This is a genomic window from Pseudomonas sp. FBCC-B35 (genome assembly GCF_059133755.1).
On the sequence record NZ_CP101439.1, the window covers coordinates 40,711 to 60,415 of the forward strand.

Sequence of the window (19,705 nt, forward strand, 5' to 3'; positions counted from 1 at the left end):
CGGCGCTGGGTGTGGCTGCTCAGTCCTCGAACCGGATTGGGCAACGCGCCGGGCCCTCGAGCTTGTGCAGCTCTTCGATCACCTGTGGCCTGGCGCCGCGCAAGGTCAGGCTACCGCCTGTTCGCGCCAGCCGCCTCGCCTCGCGGTGCAGCATGTCCACCCCTGAATAGTCGATGAAGTTCACCTGCCGCGCATCCATGACCACCTGCGGGCCTTGGCAGCCTTGCAGGCGTACTTGCAGGTAATGCGCAGCACCGAAGAAGATCGACCCGCCTACACGCAAGATGTCCGCATCGCCTTCGCGGCTCTGGTGAATCCGCGGGCGCGAGGTGCGCTTGAGGTAGAAGAACAGGGAAACCAGCACACCGGCATAGATGGCCGTCTGTAATTCCAAGAGCAAGGTGGCCGCTGCCGTCAGCGCCATGACCGCGAACTCGGCACGGCTGACACGCAGCAATGCGCCGATGGCCTTGCGATCAACCAGCCCCCAGCAAATCAACAGGATGCTGCCTGCCATCGCCGGAATCGGCAGGTGCGCGATCAGGCCGGCACCGGCGACAGCGAACACCGCTACCCACAGCGCCGAGAACACGCCGGCCATGGGCGAGCGTGCGCCTGCGTCATAGTTCAGGCCCGATCGGGTGAACGAGCCCGATGAGAGGTAGCCGGAAAAGAACGCACCGACGATGTTGGAGAGCCCTTGGGCACGTATTTCCTGGTCGGCGTCAATCAGTTGCTCGGAGCGCGCAGACAACGAACGTGCGATGGACAAGCTGGTCACCAGCCCCAGCATGCCAACGGCCACGGCGCTGGGGAGCAGGCGCAGTATCAGGTCCACGTCCAGCAGCGGCACGGCACTCAAGGGGGGCAGGCGCCCCTCGAACGCCGGTACACGCGGCACGTGCCCGAACACGCCGGGCAGCAGCCACGCCAGCAGGCTGACGGCCAACAGGCTTATCAACAGGCTGGGCCAGCGGGGACGCCATAGTTTCAGCGCTATGCCCATTACCACGGTGAGCGCTCCCAGTATCAAGGACGGCACGTCCATCTCACCGGCATGGCTGGCCAGGTCTTGAGCCGTCTTCAAGGCGGTGGCCTGGCTGGGCAAGTCCAGCCCAAGCAGGTTGGGCAGCTGCCCCAGCGCGATGACCACGGCGGCCCCAAGGGTGAAGCCGATCACTACCGAATGCGAGACGAAATTGACCAGGGCCCCGAAACGCAAAAGCCCCAGCAGTAGCTGGAAGACACCTCCCAGAAAGGTCAGCAGCAGCACAAGGGTGATGTAGTCATCGCTTCCTGCTACCGCCAACGGGCTGACACTGGCGTATAGCACGATGGAAATGGCCGCCGTCGGCCCGCAGATCAGGTGCCAGGAGGATCCCCACAGGCAGGCGACCAGCACGGGGACGATGGCCGCGTACAGCCCATATGCTGCTGGCAGGCCGGCGATCAGGGCGTATGCGATGGATTGCGGCAGCGCAAGGATGGCGCCGCTCAAACCCACCAGCAGGTCCTGACGCAAACTGTGGCGCGTCTGGCGCGGCAGCCAGCCCAGAAAGGGCAGCAGGCGTATGAGGCGATGCATAGTGCGGTCAAAATCCCCCGAATGGGTCTGTTCTGGAGAAGCGATCTGTTTCACGAATCAACCGCAGACAGACCCGCTCTCCATTAACGCGTTACAGCGTTCTTTTTACGGCCGCGACGGCGTCCGCACCCTCTTTGGTGGTCACGCCGGTCAGCCAACCATCCAGTGCTTCGGGATGTGCTCTCACCCAGGCCTTGGCGGCATCGTCGAAGCTGATCTTCTTATCCACAACCTCGGCCATGATGGTGTTTTCCATGTCCAGCGTGAAGCTCAAGTTGCTCAGCAACTTTGCCGCGTTCGGGCAGGCTTGTGGATAACCCTTGCGTGTCAGCGTGAACACGTCGCCTTTGCTGCCGAACCACTTCTCTCCACCGGTCAAGTAATGCATGTTCAGCTTCACGTTCATGGGGTGAGGCGTCCAGCCGAGGAAGACAATGTACTGCTGTTTCTTGACCGCTCTGTCCACCTGGGCCAGCATGGCCTGCTCACTGGACTCCACCAGCTTCCATTTGCCCAGGCCGAAGGCATCATCCTTGATGATCGCTTGCAGCGAGAGGTTGGCCGGCGCGCCTGAGCCAATGCCGTAGAGCTTCCTGCCAAACTGATCGGCGTGCTTGTTCAGGTCTGCGAAATCGCGTACCCCGCCATTCCACACGTAGTCCGGCACCGCCAGGGTGAATTCGGTTCCTTGCAGATTGCGCGAGAGCTGCTGCACATCCCCGTTGGCGACGAATTTGTCATGGAAGCCTTGGTGCGCAGGCATCCAGCTTCCAAGAAAGGCATCGACCTGGCCGTCCTTGAGCCCGCCATAGATGATCGGCACCGCCAGGCTGTCCACCTTGACCTGGTACCCCAGGGGTTCAAGCAGCAGGCGGGCCACTGCGTTGGTGGTGGCGATGTCACTCCACCCAGGGTCGGCCAGCTTGACGGTTGAGCACTGCGCGTTGTCATCGGCGGCCTGGGCGCTCAGTGTGCCCAGGCTGACGGCTAGCGCGAACAAGGTAGCAGCGAACGTATGCATGGCGGGCTCTCTTTTCAATCCAGTGGGGCGGGCTGTGGATAACGTGCCTTGCGCTCAAGGTCATCAAGATCGATGTGGTTGCGCATGTACTGCTGACTGGCGTCCACCCAAGGTTGGTGGTCCCAGCTGCTCAACTTGCCAATGGCCAGTGCCTGGGCCACCAGACGGCGACGTCGCTGGCTGGCCAGCACTTGCTGGCGCAGGCCGGGTATGTCCCAGCGCTGGCGCGCCTCGGTGACGAACGCCTGCATCAATGCCTGATGATCCGGGCTGGTAGCCAGATTCTCCCGCTCGTACGGGTCGCGGCTCAGGTCATAGAGTAGACAGGGGTCGTCCTCGCTGTACACGAACTTGTAGGAACCACGGCGAATCATCATGAGCGGGCCGACGGTACCCTCGGCCATGTATTCACCAATGACCTCGTCGTGACCGCCCTGCCCTTGCAAATGACCAAGCAGAGAGCGGCCATCCAGGTGAAGGGATTTATCCACAGCCCCACCTGCCAACTCGACCAGGGTGGGCAGCAAGTCGCAGGTCGAGACGGACGCACTCACGCGTCCGGGCGCGAAGCGCTGCGGGGCATGGATCAGTAGCGGTACACGGGCTGACATCTCGAACCAGTGCATCTTGTACCAGAGGCCACGCTCACCCAGCATGTCGCCATGGTCGCCCGAGAACACGATCAAAGTATCGTCGGCGAGGTTGCATTCCTCGAGGGTTTGCAGCAATTGACCGATATTGTCGTCGATATAGCTGCATGCGCCGAAGTAGGCCCGCCGAGCATCGCGGATTTTGTCCACAGGAAGCGGTTTGTTCCAAAGGTCGTAGACCTTGAGCAATCGCTGGGAGTGGGGATCGAGTGACGCCTGGCTATCGGTGTGCCTGGGCAACGGAATATCCACACCTTCGTAGCGATCCCAGTAGCGTTTGGGAATGGTGTAAGGGTCGTGGGGGTGGGTCATGGACACTGTCAGACAGAACGGACGGCCGTCGTTTTCACGGACATGGTCATACAAATACTGACGCGCCTTGAACACTACTTCCTCGTCGAAATCCAGCTGGTTCGTACGCACGCATGGCCCTGCCTGCAGCACCGAGGACATGTTGTGGTACCAGCTTGGTCGCACGTCAGGCTCATCCCAGTTCACGGCCCAGCCGTAGTCGGCCGGGTAGATATCACTGGTCAGGCGTTCCTCGTAGCCGTGCAATTGATCAGGCCCACAGAAGTGCATCTTGCCTGACAGTGCCGTTCGGTAACCCAGGCGGCGCAGATAATGGGCGTAGGTGGGGATATCGGCGGGGAAATCTGCTGCATTGTCATAGGCCCCAATGCGGCTGGGGAGCTGACCGCTGACGAGGGTGAAGCGCGAGGGCGCGCACAGCGGGCTGTTGCAGTAAGCCGAATCGAACACCACGGCCTGAGCGGCCAGGCGAGTGAGGTGAGGCATTTGAAGGGGTGAGTCAGCGTAGATGGGCAGCAGCGGCGCTGCCATCTGGTCGGCCATGATGAACAGGATATTAGGGCGTTTCATGCAAGCTTCCATCGTTGAAGGTTATGCGGAATGCTTGCCTACCACGATGAGGCGGTGCATAACGGGGGTAAAGCCCCTGTCGGGCAATGTGTGGGATTAGCCAGGCTTATGTTCGAGCACCTTGCGGGATTGTCGTTGGATACGTTGCGCGTGTTCGAGGCCGCCGCGCGCTTGCGCAGCTTTACGGCAGCTGCCTTGGAGCTGGGCACCACGCAGCCGGCGATCAGTCAGCAGATAAAACGCCTGGAGGCGCAGCTGGGCACGCGGCTGTTCGACCGTATCTACCGGGGCATCGAGCTGACCGAAGCGGGCCAGGTGTTGTTGGAATATGTCGGCCAGGGGCTGCACACCATGGACGATGGCGTGGCCCGCGCAAGCGGGCGCACACAGCGTGAAGTCCTGCAGGTGGCAACGGATTTTGCATTCGCTGCGTTCTGGTTGATGCCCCGACTGCAGCGCTTTCATGAAGCGTATCCTCAGGTCGATGTGAGCCTGGTGACAGGTGAGCGAAGCCAAGGCATGTTGCGCCCGGATATCGACGTGGCGGTGCTGTTCGGCGATGGGCGTTTTCATCAAGGCGAGAGCCGTTGGCTGTTCGACGAGGAAGTTTTCCCGGTATGCAGCCCTCGTCTGATCCATGGCAAACCCTTGTCTGCTGCGGCCTTGCAGCGCTTGCCGCTGCTGCATCTCAAGGGTGAACAGGCCAGCCGGTGGTTCGACTGGGCAGGTGTATTTCGCGGCTTAGGGGTGACCAGCGCACCGCCTGCGGGGCAGCTACGGTTCGACAACTACACGTTGTTGATCCAGGCTGCCATCGCGGGCCAGGGCATGGCGATTGGCTGGCGGCATCTGGTGGATGGGCTGGTCGATCAAGGGTTGTTGTGTCGACCGTTGGAGGGCAGCTTACGGTCGGCGCGTGGCTATTACGCCGTACTGCCGCCGCGCAAGCGTCGCGGGGCGTTGATCGGACGCTTCGTGGATTGGCTTGAGCACGAGCGTAGCCTCTGAGATGCTGGGCCCGCTTGTGGCATGTTGTCAGAATCGACGCACATCAGGAGTAGCTGTGCAGAGAATCAAGGGTTATCACGCCCACGTGTACTACGATGCCTCGACCCTTGAGCAGGCGCGAGCCTTGTGCGAGGAGGCAGCGGCGCTGTTCCCGGTCGTCATGGGGCGTATGCACACCAGGGCGGTTGGGCCGCATCCCGACTGGAGCTGCCAGTTGGCGTTCGAGCCGGAGCTCATTGGCGTGGTGCTGCCCTGGTTGGCGCTGCACCGCAAGGGGCTGGTGGTGTTTCTGCACCCGCTGACCGGGGATGAGCTGGCAGACCACCGCGATCATGCGATCTGGATGGGAGCGTTGCGGCCTCTGGACTTGTCGGGCTTTGGCGAAGGGCGTTGATTGGGCGATCCCAATCTCAGGAACGTTCTTGCCGGGGCGCCGGACTGGCGCCGATGAGTCGCGGAGCGTGTCCGGAAACCTCTGTGGAAAGTTGAAATCCTGGGACTGCAAAGCAGTCCCAGGATAGCTTCGGGCACCGAGCAACCCTTGAAGCGACAACCATCGGTTAGCGCCGAGCGCCACGCACCCCTTCTGCCAACGCCGAGCACAGGCTCAACACATCGTCTACCGCCTGACCGGGGTTCTGCGCGTGGGCAATCTTGTCGACCAGGGCCGAGCCTACCACCACACCGTCGGCAAGGCGGGCGATGTTGGCCGCCTGCTCGGGGGTGCGAATGCCGAACCCTACACTGATCGGCAAATCCGTATGGCGACGCAAGCGTGCAATGGCTTCGGTCACATGTTCGGTAGTCGCCGAGCCTGCACCGGTCACACCGGCCACCGACACGTAGTAGACGAAGCCGGAGCTACGCTGCAGCACGCGGGGCAGGCGCGCGTCGTCGGTGGTCGGGGTCGTCAGGCGAATGAAGTCGATACCCGCAGCCTGGGCCGGGCTGGCCAGTTCGTCGTCATGCTCAGGTGGCAGGTCGACGATGATCAGGCCATCGACACCGGCTTCGTTGGCCTGGGCCACGAACGCTTCCACGCCAAAGCGGTGGATCGGGTTGTAGTAACCCATCAGCACGATCGGCGTGGTCTGGTCATCCACTCGGAATTCGCGGACCATCTGGAGCGTCTTGGCCAGGGTCTGCCCAGCCTCAAGCGCGCGCAGGGTGGCCAGCTGGATCGCTACACCATCGGCCATGGGGTCGGTGAATGGCATGCCCAGTTCGATCACGTCGGCACCTGCCGCCGGCAGGCCCTTGAGAATCTGGAGCGAGGCGTCATAGCCTGGATCACCTGCGGTGACGAAGGTGACCAGTGCTGCGCGGCCTTCGGTTTTCAGCTCGGCGAAACGTTGTTCAAGACGGCTCATGCCTGTTTCTCCTGGGCGGCCATGTGGTTCATGACGGTGTGCATATCCTTGTCTCCGCGCCCCGACAGGCAGATCACCATCAGGTGGTCCTTGGGCAAGGACGGAGCGCGCTTGATGGCTTCGGCCAGCGCGTGGGCGCTTTCCAGCGCTGGAATGATGCCTTCGAGCCGGCAGGATGCGTGGAAGGCATCCAGGGCCTCGTCATCGGTGATGCTGACGTATTCGACCCGCTTCACTTCGTGCAGGTAGGCGTGCTCGGGGCCGATGCCCGGATAGTCCAGGCCTGCAGAGATCGAATGGGCATCGGTGATCTGGCCGTCGGCATCCTGCAGCAAGTAGGTACGGTTGCCGTGCAGTACCCCAGGTACCCCGCCGTTCAGGCTGGCTGCGTGCTTGTCGGTCTGCACGCCGTGCCCGCCCGCCTCGACACCGATGATCTGAACGCTCGGCTCTTCGAGAAACTCGTGGAACAGGCCCATGGCATTGGACCCGCCACCCACGCATGCCACCAGGCTGTCCGGCAGGCGGCCTTCCTTTTCCTGCATCTGGGCGCGGGTTTCCTTGCCGATGATCGACTGGAAGTCCCGGACCATGGCTGGATAGGGGTGCGGGCCGGCCACGGTGCCGATCAGGTAGAAGGTGTCGTCGACATTGGTGACCCAGTCGCGCAGAGCCTCGTTCATGGCGTCTTTCAAGGTGCCGGTGCCAGCGGTGACCGGCACGATTTCAGCGCCCAGCAGTTTCATGCGGAACACGTTGGCCTGCTGCCGCTCGATGTCGGTAGCGCCCATGTAAATCACGCAAGGCAACCCGAAACGCGCCGCCACGGTGGCGGTAGCGACGCCATGCATGCCGGCACCGGTTTCAGCGATCAGGCGCTTCTTGCCCATGCGCTTGGCCAGCAATACCTGACCGATGCAATTGTTCACCTTGTGCGCGCCGGTGTGGTTGAGTTCCTCGCGCTTGAAGTAGATTTTGGCGCCACCGCAGTGCTCGGTCAGGCGCTCGGCGAAGTACAACGGGTTGGGACGGCCGATGTAGTCGCGTTGAAAATAAGCCAGCTCTTCGAGAAATGCAGGGTCTGCCTTGGCCGCTTCGTATTCACGGGCCAGGTCCAGTACCAGTGGCATCAGGGTTTCGGCCACGTAGCGGCCGCCGAACGAGCCGAACAGGCCATTGGCATCGGGGCCGGGGCGATATTGGGACTGGGTCATGAGACGCTCCAAGGCATAACGAATGAGTGATGGGCTTTACTGTAACCATGACCTGCCCCGATGAAAACCGATAAGATTGCTCTGACTTGTCAGGAAAACTCACACGTAATGGCCAGTGATCTCCCTCCTCTCAATGCGTTGCGCGCCTTCGAGGCAACTGCCCGGCTCAACAGCGTCAGCCAGGCAGCCGAGGCGCTGCACGTCACCCACGGCGCAGTTAGCCGGCAAATCAAAGCGCTCGAAGCGCACCTTGGCTTGGCCCTGTTCGCCAAGGATGGGCGAGGTGTCAAACTCACAGATGCAGGCGCCAGGTTGCGTGACGTCAGTGGTGAGGTCTTTGATCGGCTGCGTGGGGTATGCCGGGAGCTGACCCGCGAAGTGGAGCACGCCCCTTTCGTGCTTGGCTGTTCCGGAAGCTTGCTGGCGCGTTGGTTCATCCCGCGCCTGGGACGGCTGAATGCCGACTTGCCTGAGCTTCGCCTGCATCTTTCTGCCGGTGAGGGTGACCTGGACCCGCGTCGCCCTGGGCTGGATGCGTTGCTGGTCTATGCCGAACCGCCGTGGCCAGCGGACATGCAGGTTCATGTACTGGCGCAGGAACGTATCGGTCCAGTCGTCAGCCCGCACTTCGAGGGCGCTGGGCGACTGCGCAAAGCGGCTGTCAGCCAGCTATTGGAAGAATCCTTGCTGCACACCACCTCGCGCCCGCAAGCCTGGCCTACCTGGGCGTTGGCCAATGACCTCGATGCCCAGGCAGTAAAGTATGGGCAGTCGTTCGAGCACCTGTATTACTTGTTGGAAGCCGCAGTCGCAGGATTGGGGGTGGCCATCGCGCCGGAGCCACTGGTGGCCGATGACTTGCGTGCAGGGCGCCTGATCGCGCCATGGGGCTTTAGCGCAACGCCTGCAGCGTTGGCGCTGTGGGTGCCACGGCGCGCCGCGGATGGGCGCGCCGAGCAGCTGGCGCAGTGGTTACGCGCCGAGTTGGCTGGGCAGAGCGTTTAGTTGCGCTTGCACAGCAGGTAGGCAGCCAGCAGGCCCAGTGCGCCTACTGCCACGCCAGCGGTGGTGTAGGGGTGTTCCTGGGCATAGTCGCGAGTAGCGATGCTGGTCTTGACCGTGCGGTCTTTGACTTCTTCGTAAGCGTCGCTCAGTAGGCTGCGCGAGTGCTTCAGGGCCGTCTCGGCATTGCTGCGGATAGCCTTGAGGGACTTCTGGGATTCCTCGGAGGCGTCGTTCTTGAGGCTTTCCAGGCTCTTCAGGAGGCTCTCGATCTCGGCTTCCATGCTTTCCAGTGATGTTTTACGCAGCGAGTTGCGGGGCATGTTGACTCTCCTTCGCGTTATGGGCTCTAGAGAGTGCGACTATCAAGCGAAGCGAAAGTGCGATCGAACTTTCTGCCGCTGCGCCTGCTCGCAGGTAAACCAGCACTGCGCTGCTAGGCTCAACGTTATCGCCATCCAAGGAGTCAACACATGTCCGAACACCACACGTACAAAATGCTCGAACTGGTAGGTTCTTCCACCACCGGTATCGAAGATGCAATCCAGAATGCCCTGGCCGAAGCCTCCAAAAGCGTGCAGATGATGGAGTGGTTCGAAGTCGTCAGCACCCGCGGCCATATTCGCGACAACAAAGTCGAGCACTTCCAGGTGACCCTGAAGGTCGGCTTCCGTATCACCAACAGCTGATACAGGTCCGGGCTGGATGTGCCTGGCGCGATGGGGTAAGACTTAGACGAGGCGCCTGATGGGCGCCTTTTGCGATTTCATCTGCACAAGGAAAGCAAGTGATGAACAAAGTGGTTCTGGCGTTGGGCCTGATGACCCTGGCGGGCGGCGCGATGGCGGCCGGCAAGCCGTGCGAAGAGCTGAAAGCGGAAATCGCTGCCAAGCTCGATGCCAAGGGCGTGCAAAATTACACGCTGACGGTCGTGGACAAGGGTGATCCCGCTGGCAAGGTGGTGGGCAGTTGTGAAGGCGGTACCAAGGAAATCGTTTACAGCCGCAACTAAGGGCCACCGAACCCCGTGGGTTGACCACGGGGTTCGGGCATACGGCCGTTTGCTCGGCTACCGGCCACCCATCAAGAGGCCAGCCCAGCCCAGTTTCGCTCCACGGCGCGCCCTGCTCAACCGCTAGGCTGGCTGCAGTGCCTGAGCCAGCAACTCGTAGGAGCGTATCCGGTCTGCGTGCTCGTACAGGTCGCAGGTAAAGATCAGTTCATCGGCCCCTGTCTGCTCCAGCAACACGTCGACCTTGGCACGGACCTTGTCTGGGCTCCCGATCATCGCCAGCCCCATGAAGCTGCCCACTGCATCGCGCTCATGCGGCAACCACAAGCCATTCATGGTTTCTACCGGGGGCTTCTGCATCAGGCTCTGACCGCGAATTAGGGCCAGGATGCGTTGATAAACCGACGTGGCCAGGTACTCGGCTTTCTCATCGGTCTCGGCCACTACCATGGGGATGCCGAGCATGACGTAGGGCTTGTCCAGCGTGGTAGAGGGCTTGAAGTGGTTGCGGTAGACCCGAATGGCCTCGTGCATGTAGCGCGGCGCAAAATGCGATGCGAAGGCATAGGGCATACCACGCATGCCGGCCAGCTGGGCACTGAACAAGCTAGAGCCCAGCAACCAGATAGGCACTTCGGTGTCGTATCCCGGTACGGCAATCACCTTCTGATCATCGGTGCGTGGGCCCAGGTAGCGCGACAACTCTTCGACGTCATCCGGGAAATCATCCGCACTGCCGGCGCGGTCGCGGCGCAGTGCATGGGCGGTCATCTGGTCGGACCCTGGAGCGCGGCCCAGGCCCAAGTCGATACGGCCGGGGTAGAGGCTGGCCAGGGTGCCAAACTGCTCGGCCACAACGAGCGGCGCGTGGTTGGGCAGCATGACGCCCCCGGAACCTACCCTGATACGCGATGTACCGCCTGCGAGGTAACCGATCAGCACTGAGGTGGCCGAGCTGGCGATGCCGTCCATGTTGTGGTGCTCGGCTACCCAGAAACGGTTGTAACCGAAACGCTCGACCTGTTGCGCCAGGTCCAGCGAATTGCGCAGTGATTGCGCGGGCCCTTGGTCGGCGCGCACTGGCACCAGATCAAGGGTGGATATTTTCAGATTTCGCAACTGCGTCATGAAGCCTCCGCAATGATGGTTGGCCTGAGGCCTTTTGACTCTGTATGGGCGCAATCGTTGGATTCAATGTCCCCTGTCGGATTGAGCTGAACTCTCATCAGGCTACCAGCCTCTGAATAGATAGGTACTTAACCAATGACCGGGAGGCATCATGAAGAAGACAGCATCGGCAATCTGGGAAGGTGGTCTCAAGGACGGCAAGGGCCAGATCTCCACTGAAAGCGGCGCGCTCAAGAACAATCCTTATGGGTTCAACACCCGTTTCGAAGATACGCCGGGCACCAACCCGGAAGAACTGATCGGCGCCGCCCACGCTGGGTGCTTCTCGATGGCGCTGTCGATGATGCTGGGCGAAGCCAAGCTGACGCCCGAGCGTATCGACACAGCGGCAGAAGTCACCTTGGACAAGCAAAGCGATGGTTTTGCCATCACCGCAGTGCACTTGGTGCTCCGCGCCAAGGTACCAGGGGCGAGCGAAGAGCAGTTCCAGGAAATCGCCAATAAGGCCAAGCAAGGCTGCCCCGTGTCCAAGGTGCTCAACGCCGACATTACCCTGGATGCCAAGCTGGTAAGCTGATCGCTCCAGCCGTGGGCGGTTTGCGGTAATCTGAAAACCCGGCAGCCTCGCTGCCTTTACTGGAGCCGCCCATGATTCGCATCGCTACAACTTTACTGGTCTCCCTGATGACAACTTCGGCACTGGCAGCAATCAAGCCATGCGAGGAGTTGAAGGCAGAAATCGAGGCCAAGATCCAGGCCCAGGGCGTGCCGTCCTATACCCTTGAAATCGTGCCCAACAGCGAAGTGCAGGACCCTAATATGGTGGTCGGCAGCTGCGATGGCGGTGCCCGCAAGATCATTTATCAGAAGAATGATCAGTAAGCCTGCCAACAGCGGGTCATTAAGAAAACCTAAGGAATGCAGAAGACCCTGCTAGGTTCGTTGACGACCACGGTCCTGGCTGAGTCATACAGCAGCACCTGTGGCTCCATCACCGGCGCTCTTGCCTCAAGCCGATAACGCTCCCCTGCCTCGAAGTGATCGTAACGCACCGTCAGGTAGCACGTACGGTCCCTGGGGTCGGTAGAGAACCCGCCCGCGTAGATCTCATAGTCGAAACGTACGATCAGTTCGTGCTTGCCGGGCGTCACCTGAAAATAACGGCCATCGTCCAGGCGCTTGCCATCGAGGCGATCGGCCATGATGACCCTGCCGGGTGTCATGGTGTATAGGTCTACCCAGGCCTGTTTGGGATCTTTGGGCGGTAGGGGGCTGGCACAAGCTCCCAGTGCACTGAGGGCGATCAGCATCATGGGCTGGCGCATGGCAGGGTTTTCCACTTGCAGTGAATATGTGACAAGCATAGCGCTGTTTTGGATGCTTTACGTCCGTTGGCAGCCTGCCGGTTCGCCCTGGCTGACCAGTTTCTGTTGCTGATCATAGAGCTTGATCCAGGGACGGAAGCCGATGCTGCCAGCCTGCAGTTGGTAACGCTCGCCAGCATCGAAGCCCTTGAAGGCTACCTTGACCTGGCAATCACGCCATAGCGGGGCGTCGACGGGACCGATGTTGCTGGGCGCCACCGGGAATTGATAGCGCACGGTCAGCTCATGGTTGCCAGGCGGTACCTGGAAATAACGGTTGTCGTCCCAGTCGCGTGCGTCGACTTTCACCGCGTCCAGGGAGGTCTGCTGGCCTGGTTCAAGGTCGACCCACGCCTGAGAGGGGTCGGGGTCGGGCAATGTCGAACAGGCCGTTGTCAGCAGCAAGGAACCGGTAACCCACAATGCGCGCATGGCGAAACTCCCCTTCGGCACGATAATCTTTAGGCGAATGGGGTTGAGCGAATAAGACGGTAAACGATGCTTGGAATAGTGCTTGCGCAGCGCTCAGACCCTGGGGCACTCGACCGTGTTTTCACCCGGTTTGTTCCGCTACTGGTCGCCGCGCTGCTCAACGGTTGCAGCAGCGCTGGCTACTATGGCCAGCTGGCAGCCGGCCAGTGGGAGCTGCTGCAGGCGCGTCGGCCCGTGACGAAGGTGATGGCTGATCCTGCCACGTCTGTGCCATTGCGCGCTCGGCTGGAGTACGCCCAACAAGCGCGAGCGTTCGCCACCCAGCAGCTGAAATTGCCCGACAACCGAAGCTACACGATGTACGCCGACTTGGGCCGCCCCTACGTCGTGTGGAATGTTTTCGCCACCCCCGAGTTGTCGCTTCAGTCAGTCACCCACTGTTTTCCCATTGCCGGGTGCGTGGCTTACCGCGGCTATTATCGTCAGGGCGCAGCACGGGGTGCAGCGGCGTTGATGCGCCAGCAGCACCTTGACGTCTATGTGGGCGGCGTTGAAACCTATTCGACCCTGGGCTGGTTCGATGACCCCATCCTGTCATCGATGATGGGCTGGGGTGAAGAGCGCCTGGCCACACTGATCTTTCACGAGCTGGCTCATCAGCGTGTCTATGTGCAAGACGATACGGCCTTCAACGAGTCATTCGCGTCGTTCGTGGAGCAGCAAGGCACGCGGCAATGGCGGCTCAGCCGTGGGCTGGCGGCCACCGGCGACGACCATGGTCCGCAGCGCGAGCAGTTCATTCGCTTGGTGCTGGCCACGCGGGCACGGCTACAGGCCCTTTATGCGGCGCCCACCGATGATCAAACCAAGCGCTTGGCCAAGCGGGCCGAGTTCGAGCGGTTGCGGCGCGATTACCATTCGCTGCGCGATGGCCCATGGGGAGGCGACAGGCGTTACGACGCTTGGGTCTATGGGCCGATGAACAATGCGAAATTGCTGCCATTCGGACTGTACGACCAGTGGGTGCCTGCTTTTTCGGTTTTGTTTCGCCAGGTCGAAGGTGACTGGGAACGCTTTTATGAGCGCGTCGGGCAACTGGCTTCATTGCCCCTCGCAGCGCGTACTGCAGCCTTGCAAGGGTTGATGCCCAAGGGCTAGGTCGCGCTAGCCGGTTGCCCAGCCCTTCAGCGAGGTTGCCTGTTGAACGCCTCGTGCATCTCGGCCAGGGAGGCGAAATGGAACGCCGGCGTTTCTGCCATCAGTTCCTCGCGGCTTCCGAACCCATACCCTACTGCCACGGCCTGCAAACCGTTGCTACGGGCTCCGATCAGGTCATGCTTGCGATCGCCGATCATGAGCGTGTGCGCCGGGTCCAGCCCTTCTTCGTCCAGCAAGTGGCGAATCAGCTCGACCTTGTTGGTTCGCGTACCGTCCAGCTCGCTGCCGTAGATCATTTTGAAATGCTGATCGAAGGCGAAGTGGCGGGCAATTTCGCGCGCGAATTCCCACGGCTTGGAAGTCGCTATGTAGAGCGTGCGGCCTTGGCCATTGAGGGTCTCGAGCAGCTGCGGCACCCCGTCGAACACCAGGTTTTCGTACAGGCCCGTGACGCGAAAGCGCTCACGGTAGAAGTTGACCGCCTCCCAGGCCTTGGCTTCGTCGAAACCGTAGAACTGCATGAACGCTTGCAACAACGGCGGGCCGATGAAGTGTTCAAGGCGTGAGAGGTCTGGCTCGTCGATACCCAGTTTCGCCAAGGCGTACTGGATGGAGCGGGTGATACCCAGGCGTGGGTCGGTCAGGGTGCCATCAAGGTCGAACAGAATGTTTTGCTGGTGCATAGGGAAGGTTTCCGCTTGAGTGCTGCGCCGCATGCTGGCGGGCAAGCCGTGCCCGCATGGCTGTGGAAAAACGATCAGTCTGGCTGATCGAAGCCCTCGGCCAGGTGCTGGTCCTTGAGCTTCACATAGTTGCCAGCGCTGTAGGCGAAGAAGGCACGTTCCTGGTCGTTCAACAACCGGACCTGCCTGACTGGGCTGCCCATGTACAGGTAGCCACTGACCAGGCGCTTGCCCGGTGGCACCAGGCTGGCGGCGCCAATGATCACCTCGTCCTCGACGATGGCGCCGTCCATGACGGTACTGCCCATGCCGACCAGGATGCGGTTGCCCAATGTGCAGCCGTGCAGCATGACCTTGTGCCCGATGGTGACTTCGTCACCGATGATCAGCGCAAAGCCATCAGGGTTGAACGGGCTGGCGTGGGTGATGTGCAGCACACTGGCGTCCTGCACACTGGTCCGCGCGCCGATACGGATGCGGTGCATGTCGCCTCGCACGACCACCAATGGCCAGACCGAACTGTCTTCGCCGATCTCCACATCGCCCAGTACCACCGCCGAGCGGTCGACGAAGGCCCGCGCTCCGAGCTTGGGATGGTGTTGCTGGAAGCTTCGAATGGCCATGATAGTGTTCCTCATGTGTGCCGATAGGCTGGCTGCCTGCTGCGGTCGGCGTCGATTGTAATTAAGATGGGGCTGTGTTTCTTCTGCCAAGGTATCCAAACCGTGACTGCGAACAACCCGCTTCTGCAATCCCACGATCTGCCGCCCTTCTCGCAAATCCGTGCAGAGCACGTGCTGCCGGCGATCGAAGCGATCCTGGCCGACAACCGTAAAGCCATTGCCAGGATTCTTGAAGAACAAGGCGCAGCGCCTACATGGGCAGGCCTGGTGCTGGCCATGGACGAACTGAACGACCGCCTCGGGGCCGCCTGGAGCCCGGTGAGCCACCTCAATGCGGTGTGCAATAGCCCAGCGTTGCGTGAAGCCTATGAGGCCTGCCTGCCAGCGCTGAGTGCCTACTCCACGGAGCTTGGGCAGAACCGCGCGCTGTTCGATGCCTACCAGGCACTGGCTGCAAGCCCTGAAGCTGCCTCGTTCGATGTGGCGCAAAAGACCATCCTTGAACATGCATTGCGCGACTTCCGCCTGTCGGGCATCGACCTGCCCGCCGCAGAACAGCAGCGCTACGCTGAGGTGCAGAGCAAACTCAGCGAGCTGGGCAGCCGTTTCTCCAACCAGCTGTTGGATGCCACCCAGGCATGGAGCAAGCACGTCACCGACGAAACCACGCTCGACGGCCTGCCCGACTCGGCCAAGGCCCAGATGGCCGCCGCTGCCGCCGCCAAGGACCTCGAGGGCTGGCTGATCACGCTAGAGTTCCCCAGCTATTACGCGGTGATGACCTACGCCAGCGACCGCGCGCTGCGCGAAGAGCTGTATGCGGCCTACTGTACCCGCGCTTCGGATCAGGGCCCGAACGCGGGGCAGTTCGATAACGGTCCGGTGATGCAGCAGATTCTCGATCTGCGCCAGGAGCTTGCCGAATTACTGGGCTACAAAAACTACGCCGAGCTCAGCCTGGCGACCAAGATGGCCGAGTCCAGCGACCAGGTGTTGAGCTTCCTGCGCGATCTGGCCAAGCGCTCCAAGCCCTTCGCCGCCCGCGATCTGGCCCAGCTCAAGGCCTATGCTGCCGAACAGGGTTGTCCCGAGCTGGCCAGTTGGGATGCCAGCTACTTTGGCGAGAAGCTGCGAGAGCAGCGCTACAGCGTGTCCCAGGAAGCACTGCGCGCCTACTTTCCCATCGACAAGGTGCTAGGCGGCCTGTTCAGCATCGTGCAGCGCCTGTACGGCATCGAGATCAACGAGCTCAAGCAGTTCGATGCCTGGCACCCGGATGTACGCCTGTTCGAGATCAAGGAGAACGGCCAGCATGTGGGGCGTTTCTTCTTCGACCTCTATGCCCGCGCCAACAAGCGTGGCGGTGCCTGGATGGACGGTGCGCGTGACCGTCGCGTAACGGCGCAGGGCACACTGCAAAGCCCGGTGGCCAACCTGGTGTGCAACTTCACCCCTGCCGCGCCGGGCAAACCTGCCTTGCTGACCCATGACGAGGTCACGACGCTGTTCCATGAGTTCGGCCATGGCTTGCACCACCTGTTGACCCGCATCGACCACGCTGGAGTGTCCGGCATCAACGGCGTGGCATGGGATGCGGTAGAACTGCCCAGCCAGTTCATGGAGAACTGGTGCTGGGAGCCCGAAGGCCTTGCCTTGATCTCCGGCCATTACGATACTGGCGAGGCGCTGCCGCAGGACCTGCTGGACAAGATGCTGGCTGCGAAGAACTTCCAGTCGGGCATGATGATGGTGCGCCAGCTCGAGTTCTCGCTGTTCGACTTTGAGCTTCACGCCAGCCACGGTGACGGCCGTACGGTACTGCAGGTGCTCGAAGGGGTGCGCGATGAAGTGTCGGTCATGCGCCCACCGGCCTATAACCGCTTCCCCAACAGCTTTGCGCACATCTTCGCGGGCGGTTATGCCGCAGGCTACTACAGCTACAAATGGGCTGAAGTGTTGTCGGCCGATGCCTTCTCGCGGTTCGAGGAAGAAGGCGTGTTCAATGCCCAAACAGGCCGGGCGTTCCGCGAAGCGGTGCTGGCACGCGGCGGCTCGCGTGCGCCGATGGTATTGTTCGTCGACTTCCGCGGTCGCGAGCCGTCCATTGACGCCTTGCTGCGCCACAGCGGTCTGGCCGAAGAATCGGCAGCATGAGCGAGGATGCCGTGAACAAGACCAAGAAGCGCTTCATCGCCGGCGCGGTATGCCCGGCGTGCAGTGAAGCTGACAAGCTGACGATGTGGAACGAAGACGGTGTGCCGCACCGCGAGTGCGTGGCGTGTGGTTTTACCGATACGCTCAATGAGCAGGGCTTGTCGGTACCCAGTGAACTGGGCACGCGGGTCAACCAACAAGCGCCCAAGCCGGCAGCGGCGAAAGTGCAGACCGTGCAGTTCTTTCCCAATCCGAAGCTGAAGAAACCGGCCGATTGACCACCGCACCGCCCGGGTGCAAGGCCCGGGCGGTGGCGGCTGGTGGTAATTAAGAGCGACCTGCACGCTTGCGCAGTCGTCCACGCTTGCATGCTCCCATCATTGAGCAAGGTAACGCGTGATGAGCAACCCGCTTCTGCAAGACGGCAATGTGCCCGTCGACTACCCCTCCATTGCAGTCGAAAGCATGCAGGATGCATTCGATCAGGTCCTTGAGCAGTATGCTCAAGGCATCGAGCGCGTGATCAACAGCCAGCCATCGATGCCAACATGGGATGACCTGGTGCTGGCCATGGATGATCTGGACGCCCAGGTGTACGCAGTGCTTTATGGGGTAATGCCCTTTCTGGGCAAAGGGCAGACCTGGAGTGACCCTATCCTGGCGTTTCATATCGCGGCCAGCGCTGCGTTGGACTCAAGGTTTAGCAACGAGCAGCTTCAGTCGCTGTATGAACAGCTGGCGCACAGCGATATCGGCGTTAACCTCGATGATCGCCAGCGGGCAACACTGCGCTGGCACTTGGAAAGGTTTCGCGTGAGTGGCGCTTCCCTGCCCACGAGCGACAAGGCGCGGCTGCTCGACCTGCAACGTCGGATAACCGAGCTTGAAGAGCAGTATCTGATTAATCTCGACCAGCCGGACATGATCGTCGATGACGTCACTCAGCTGCGTGGTCTGTCCCAACGCAGTCTCGATGAGTTGAGCGAGCGAGCAAGGCAGCGTGGCAGTAACGGATGGTCCATACCTTGCGAAAGCTGGGCTGCCGAGCGTGTGCTGGAAGAGGCCGAGCTGGGTGCTCTCCGTGAGCAGGTGTATCAGGCTTTTCATGGACGTGGCGTCAATACCGACCTGTCGCAAGATAATGGTCAAGTGCTGCAGCAACTGGCCCTTCTGCGCCATGAACGAGCGACGCTATTGGCGTTCTCCGATCACATGACCCTGAGCTTGGCGCGTAAAAGTGCTGGTTCGCCAGACCAGGTTCGCGCCTTCCTGCAAAGCTTGGCTGCTGGCATGAAGCCCGTAGTGCTGCAGTGGCGCTCAGACTTTGAGCGTGACGCTCAGGCATTGGGTCTGGAAGACATGCAGCCCTGGGACCTACGCTTTGCCCAAAAGCAACTGCGAGACGCGGCCAAGATAGTGCCAAAGGACGCGCTGCGCGAATTTTTCCCGATGGCTGCCGTCATCGACGCGTTGGTCCAGCTGGCCAAGCGGCTCTTTGACCTGGAGTTGAGGCCCACCCCTGCCCCCGTATGGGCACCCTCGGTACTGGTGTTCGAGGCATTCCAGGACGACGCACGGATTGGCTTGCTCTACCTCGATGCCGTGCAGCACGCCGGTAAGCAGGCAGAGGCGGTGTTCACAACGTATGTGCGTAACCGCCGGATCGACGCGGAAGGGATTTTCCAGCAAGCGGTGGTGATCGTCTTCAGCGATGTGCCCGAAGGTAGTGCAGGTGCGCAGCCACTGTTGGATCACCTCGCGTTGCGCAAGCTGTACCACGAGTTCGGCCATGCCTTGCACCACCTCTTGGTGCGCACGGACAATCAGATCCAGTCGGGCGTAGTCGAACTCGGTACGGACGGTACGGAGCTCTTCGGCAAGCTGTTCGAACGTTGGGTGTGGAACGCCGCCTATCTCGTCAGCATTTCCTCGCACTATTCGGATGGGCGTCAGATTGACAGGGCGCAGGTCGAGCAGTGCGTCGAGCGCTACAGACGCGAAGCCATCGGCGAAGCCGCGCTTGAGCTGAGCAAGGCCTTGTTCGATGTGGATCTGCACACGAACCCAGCTGACGGGAAAACCCTTCGCCAGCGATTTACTCGATCGCGCGAGCAATGTGGTTACTGGCCTTTAAACGCCCTAGAGCACCCAGCCCACGCCTTCGACCACCTGGTTACCGGCTATGACGCCGGTTATTACGCGTACCTCTGGGCAGATGTATGTGCTGTGGATATCTTCACCCGCTTCGAGCAAACAGGGCTACTTGATCGTGCACTTGGACAGGCGCTGCTCGAGTCATTGATTGCCCCCGGAGCATCGCGCCCATTGCGTGAAGGAGTGATGCAGTTTCTTGGCCGTGAGACAAACCTACACCCCTACCTCCAGTGGCTTCAGGCCGTCGGATGATCGGGCTGGCAAT

22 protein-coding genes are annotated in these 19,705 nt (G+C 61.2%); 11 read left to right on the plus strand and 11 right to left on the minus strand.

Annotated elements, in window-relative coordinates; genetic code table 11:
• Window positions 1-19: 19 nt before the first annotated feature.
• The 3 genes from NMB38_RS00190 to betC form a co-directional block, all read right to left on the minus strand.
• Window positions 20-1,585, minus strand: coding sequence for a SulP family inorganic anion transporter (locus NMB38_RS00190; RefSeq protein WP_028687746.1), 1,566 nt, complete (start codon window positions 1,583-1,585; stop codon window positions 20-22).
• Between the two features lie 91 nt (window positions 1,586-1,676).
• Entirely contained in the window at window positions 1,677-2,606 is a 930-nt protein-coding gene (gene choX, locus NMB38_RS00195; RefSeq protein WP_028687747.1) for a choline ABC transporter substrate-binding protein, read from the minus strand.
• A 14-nt stretch (window positions 2,607-2,620) separates the two neighbouring features.
• Window positions 2,621-4,138, minus strand: a complete 1,518-nt coding sequence (betC, locus tag NMB38_RS00200) for a choline-sulfatase (RefSeq protein ID WP_027913278.1) — start codon at window positions 4,136-4,138, stop codon at window positions 2,621-2,623.
• Window positions 4,139-4,246: 108 nt separating this feature from the next.
• Between betC and NMB38_RS00205 the strand changes: the two genes are divergently transcribed.
• Together NMB38_RS00205 and NMB38_RS00210 are read left to right on the plus strand one after the other, a co-directional pair.
• Window positions 4,247-5,146 carry a choline sulfate utilization transcriptional regulator gene (locus NMB38_RS00205; RefSeq protein ID WP_059183499.1) on the plus strand — a complete coding sequence of 300 codons (900 nt, stop codon included), beginning with the start codon at window positions 4,247-4,249 and terminating at the stop codon, window positions 5,144-5,146.
• 55 nt (window positions 5,147-5,201) lie between these two features.
• Entirely contained in the window at window positions 5,202-5,540 is a 339-nt protein-coding gene (locus tag NMB38_RS00210; RefSeq protein ID WP_023532452.1) for a DOPA 4,5-dioxygenase family protein, read from the plus strand.
• Window positions 5,541-5,706: 166 nt separating this feature from the next.
• Here NMB38_RS00210 and trpA read toward each other — a convergent pair whose 3' ends face one another.
• Both trpA and trpB read right to left on the minus strand, forming a co-directional pair.
• Window positions 5,707-6,516, minus strand: a complete 810-nt coding sequence (trpA, locus tag NMB38_RS00215; RefSeq protein ID WP_027913275.1) for a tryptophan synthase subunit alpha — start codon at window positions 6,514-6,516, stop codon at window positions 5,707-5,709.
• Entirely contained in the window at window positions 6,513-7,730 is a 1,218-nt protein-coding gene (gene trpB / locus NMB38_RS00220) for a tryptophan synthase subunit beta (protein WP_023532832.1), read from the minus strand. The genes trpA and trpB overlap by 4 nt, the downstream gene beginning before the upstream one ends.
• Window positions 7,731-7,838: 108 nt before the next feature.
• Between trpB and NMB38_RS00225 the strand changes: the two genes are divergently transcribed.
• Window positions 7,839-8,735 (plus strand): LysR family transcriptional regulator, encoded by an 897-nt coding sequence (locus NMB38_RS00225; protein ID WP_494354866.1) that lies wholly within the window; start codon window positions 7,839-7,841, stop codon window positions 8,733-8,735.
• On the opposite strand, the gene NMB38_RS00230 is transcribed toward NMB38_RS00225, so the two are convergent.
• Window positions 8,732-9,055 (minus strand): ElaB/YgaM/YqjD family protein, encoded by a 324-nt coding sequence (locus NMB38_RS00230; RefSeq protein WP_023532474.1) that lies wholly within the window; start codon window positions 9,053-9,055, stop codon window positions 8,732-8,734. The genes NMB38_RS00225 and NMB38_RS00230 overlap by 4 nt on opposite strands.
• A gap of 150 nt (window positions 9,056-9,205) precedes the next feature.
• Here NMB38_RS00230 and NMB38_RS00235 point away from each other — a divergent pair, with 150 nt between their 5' ends.
• Both NMB38_RS00235 and NMB38_RS00240 read left to right on the plus strand, forming a co-directional pair.
• The gene (locus tag NMB38_RS00235; protein ID WP_490805769.1) at window positions 9,206-9,421 is read left to right on the plus strand and encodes a dodecin; all 216 of its coding nucleotides are present in this window, start codon (window positions 9,206-9,208) and stop codon (window positions 9,419-9,421) included.
• Window positions 9,422-9,522: 101 nt separating this feature from the next.
• Entirely contained in the window at window positions 9,523-9,744 is a 222-nt protein-coding gene (locus tag NMB38_RS00240) for a DUF1161 domain-containing protein (RefSeq protein WP_023532365.1), read from the plus strand.
• Between the two features lie 123 nt (window positions 9,745-9,867).
• On the opposite strand, the gene NMB38_RS00245 is transcribed toward NMB38_RS00240, so the two are convergent.
• Entirely contained in the window at window positions 9,868-10,872 is a 1,005-nt protein-coding gene (locus NMB38_RS00245; RefSeq protein ID WP_059183497.1) for an LLM class flavin-dependent oxidoreductase, read from the minus strand.
• A 151-nt stretch (window positions 10,873-11,023) separates the two neighbouring features.
• On the opposite strand from NMB38_RS00245, the gene NMB38_RS00250 reads away from it, so the two are divergent.
• Both NMB38_RS00250 and NMB38_RS00255 read left to right on the plus strand, forming a co-directional pair.
• Entirely contained in the window at window positions 11,024-11,449 is a 426-nt protein-coding gene (locus tag NMB38_RS00250; RefSeq protein ID WP_027913272.1) for an OsmC family protein, read from the plus strand.
• 71 nt (window positions 11,450-11,520) lie between these two features.
• The gene (locus tag NMB38_RS00255; protein ID WP_027913271.1) at window positions 11,521-11,754 is read left to right on the plus strand and encodes a DUF1161 domain-containing protein; all 234 of its coding nucleotides are present in this window, start codon (window positions 11,521-11,523) and stop codon (window positions 11,752-11,754) included.
• A 29-nt stretch (window positions 11,755-11,783) separates the two neighbouring features.
• Here the strand turns inward: NMB38_RS00255 and NMB38_RS00260 are convergent, their stop codons facing one another.
• Window positions 11,784-12,197, minus strand: a complete 414-nt coding sequence (locus NMB38_RS00260; RefSeq protein ID WP_023532343.1) for a PA0061/PA0062 family lipoprotein — start codon at window positions 12,195-12,197, stop codon at window positions 11,784-11,786.
• A gap of 57 nt (window positions 12,198-12,254) precedes the next feature.
• A complete protein-coding gene (locus NMB38_RS00265; protein WP_027913270.1) occupies window positions 12,255-12,668 on the minus strand; it encodes a PA0061/PA0062 family lipoprotein in 414 nt (137 codons plus the stop codon).
• Window positions 12,669-12,734: 66 nt separating this feature from the next.
• Here NMB38_RS00265 and NMB38_RS00270 point away from each other — a divergent pair, with 66 nt between their 5' ends.
• The gene (locus NMB38_RS00270) at window positions 12,735-13,826 is read left to right on the plus strand and encodes an aminopeptidase (RefSeq protein WP_494354867.1); all 1,092 of its coding nucleotides are present in this window, start codon (window positions 12,735-12,737) and stop codon (window positions 13,824-13,826) included.
• A 26-nt stretch (window positions 13,827-13,852) separates the two neighbouring features.
• On the opposite strand, the gene NMB38_RS00275 is transcribed toward NMB38_RS00270, so the two are convergent.
• Entirely contained in the window at window positions 13,853-14,509 is a 657-nt protein-coding gene (locus NMB38_RS00275) for an HAD family hydrolase (protein WP_028687751.1), read from the minus strand.
• 74 nt (window positions 14,510-14,583) lie between these two features.
• A complete protein-coding gene (locus tag NMB38_RS00280; RefSeq protein WP_023532446.1) occupies window positions 14,584-15,132 on the minus strand; it encodes a gamma carbonic anhydrase family protein in 549 nt (182 codons plus the stop codon).
• Between the two features lie 66 nt (window positions 15,133-15,198).
• Here NMB38_RS00280 and prlC point away from each other — a divergent pair, with 66 nt between their 5' ends.
• The 3 genes from prlC (at window position 15,199) to NMB38_RS00295 (ending at window position 19,692) form a co-directional block, all read left to right on the plus strand.
• Window positions 15,199-17,286, plus strand: a complete 2,088-nt coding sequence (gene prlC, locus NMB38_RS00285; protein WP_345956477.1) for an oligopeptidase A — start codon at window positions 15,199-15,201, stop codon at window positions 17,284-17,286.
• Window positions 17,283-17,564: a YheV family putative zinc ribbon protein gene (locus NMB38_RS00290; RefSeq protein ID WP_027913266.1), complete on the plus strand. Its 282-nt coding sequence runs from the start codon at window positions 17,283-17,285 to the stop codon at window positions 17,562-17,564. The genes prlC and NMB38_RS00290 overlap by 4 nt, the downstream gene beginning before the upstream one ends.
• Window positions 17,565-17,685: 121 nt before the next feature.
• Window positions 17,686-19,692 carry a M3 family metallopeptidase gene (locus NMB38_RS00295; RefSeq protein WP_345956478.1) on the plus strand — a complete coding sequence of 669 codons (2,007 nt, stop codon included), beginning with the start codon at window positions 17,686-17,688 and terminating at the stop codon, window positions 19,690-19,692.
• The last annotated feature ends 13 nt before the right edge of the window (window positions 19,693-19,705 follow it).

Bases quoted from the DNA above. Each gene is read 5' to 3' on its own strand.
- NMB38_RS00290 (WP_027913266.1), top strand. From the start codon at position 17,283: ATGAGCGAGGATGCCGTGAACAAGACCAAGAAGCGCTTCATCGCCGGC.
- NMB38_RS00260 (WP_023532343.1), bottom strand. From the start codon at position 12,197: ATGCGCCAGCCCATGATGCTGATCGCCCTCAGTGCACTGGGAGCTTGT.
- NMB38_RS00190 (WP_028687746.1), bottom strand. From the start codon at position 1,585: ATGCATCGCCTCATACGCCTGCTGCCCTTTCTGGGCTGGCTGCCGCGC.
- NMB38_RS00225 (WP_494354866.1), top strand. From the start codon at position 7,839: ATGGCCAGTGATCTCCCTCCTCTCAATGCGTTGCGCGCCTTCGAGGCA.
- NMB38_RS00235 (WP_490805769.1), top strand. From the start codon at position 9,206: ATGTCCGAACACCACACGTACAAAATGCTCGAACTGGTAGGTTCTTCC.
- NMB38_RS00265 (WP_027913270.1), bottom strand. From the start codon at position 12,668: ATGCGCGCATTGTGGGTTACCGGTTCCTTGCTGCTGACAACGGCCTGT.
- betC (WP_027913278.1), bottom strand. From the start codon at position 4,138: ATGAAACGCCCTAATATCCTGTTCATCATGGCCGACCAGATGGCAGCG.
- NMB38_RS00255 (WP_027913271.1), top strand. From the start codon at position 11,521: ATGATTCGCATCGCTACAACTTTACTGGTCTCCCTGATGACAACTTCG.
- NMB38_RS00250 (WP_027913272.1), top strand. From the start codon at position 11,024: ATGAAGAAGACAGCATCGGCAATCTGGGAAGGTGGTCTCAAGGACGGC.
- NMB38_RS00230 (WP_023532474.1), bottom strand. From the start codon at position 9,055: ATGCCCCGCAACTCGCTGCGTAAAACATCACTGGAAAGCATGGAAGCC.
- choX (WP_028687747.1), bottom strand. From the start codon at position 2,606: ATGCATACGTTCGCTGCTACCTTGTTCGCGCTAGCCGTCAGCCTGGGC.
- NMB38_RS00295 (WP_345956478.1), top strand. From the start codon at position 17,686: ATGAGCAACCCGCTTCTGCAAGACGGCAATGTGCCCGTCGACTACCCC.
- NMB38_RS00270 (WP_494354867.1), top strand. From the start codon at position 12,735: ATGCTTGGAATAGTGCTTGCGCAGCGCTCAGACCCTGGGGCACTCGAC.
- NMB38_RS00275 (WP_028687751.1), bottom strand. From the start codon at position 14,509: ATGCACCAGCAAAACATTCTGTTCGACCTTGATGGCACCCTGACCGAC.
- NMB38_RS00245 (WP_059183497.1), bottom strand. From the start codon at position 10,872: ATGACGCAGTTGCGAAATCTGAAAATATCCACCCTTGATCTGGTGCCA.
- trpA (WP_027913275.1), bottom strand. From the start codon at position 6,516: ATGAGCCGTCTTGAACAACGTTTCGCCGAGCTGAAAACCGAAGGCCGC.
- NMB38_RS00240 (WP_023532365.1), top strand. From the start codon at position 9,523: ATGAACAAAGTGGTTCTGGCGTTGGGCCTGATGACCCTGGCGGGCGGC.
- NMB38_RS00205 (WP_059183499.1), top strand. From the start codon at position 4,247: ATGTTCGAGCACCTTGCGGGATTGTCGTTGGATACGTTGCGCGTGTTC.
- trpB (WP_023532832.1), bottom strand. From the start codon at position 7,730: ATGACCCAGTCCCAATATCGCCCCGGCCCCGATGCCAATGGCCTGTTC.
- prlC (WP_345956477.1), top strand. From the start codon at position 15,199: ATGGGGCTGTGTTTCTTCTGCCAAGGTATCCAAACCGTGACTGCGAAC.
- NMB38_RS00280 (WP_023532446.1), bottom strand. From the start codon at position 15,132: ATGGCCATTCGAAGCTTCCAGCAACACCATCCCAAGCTCGGAGCGCGG.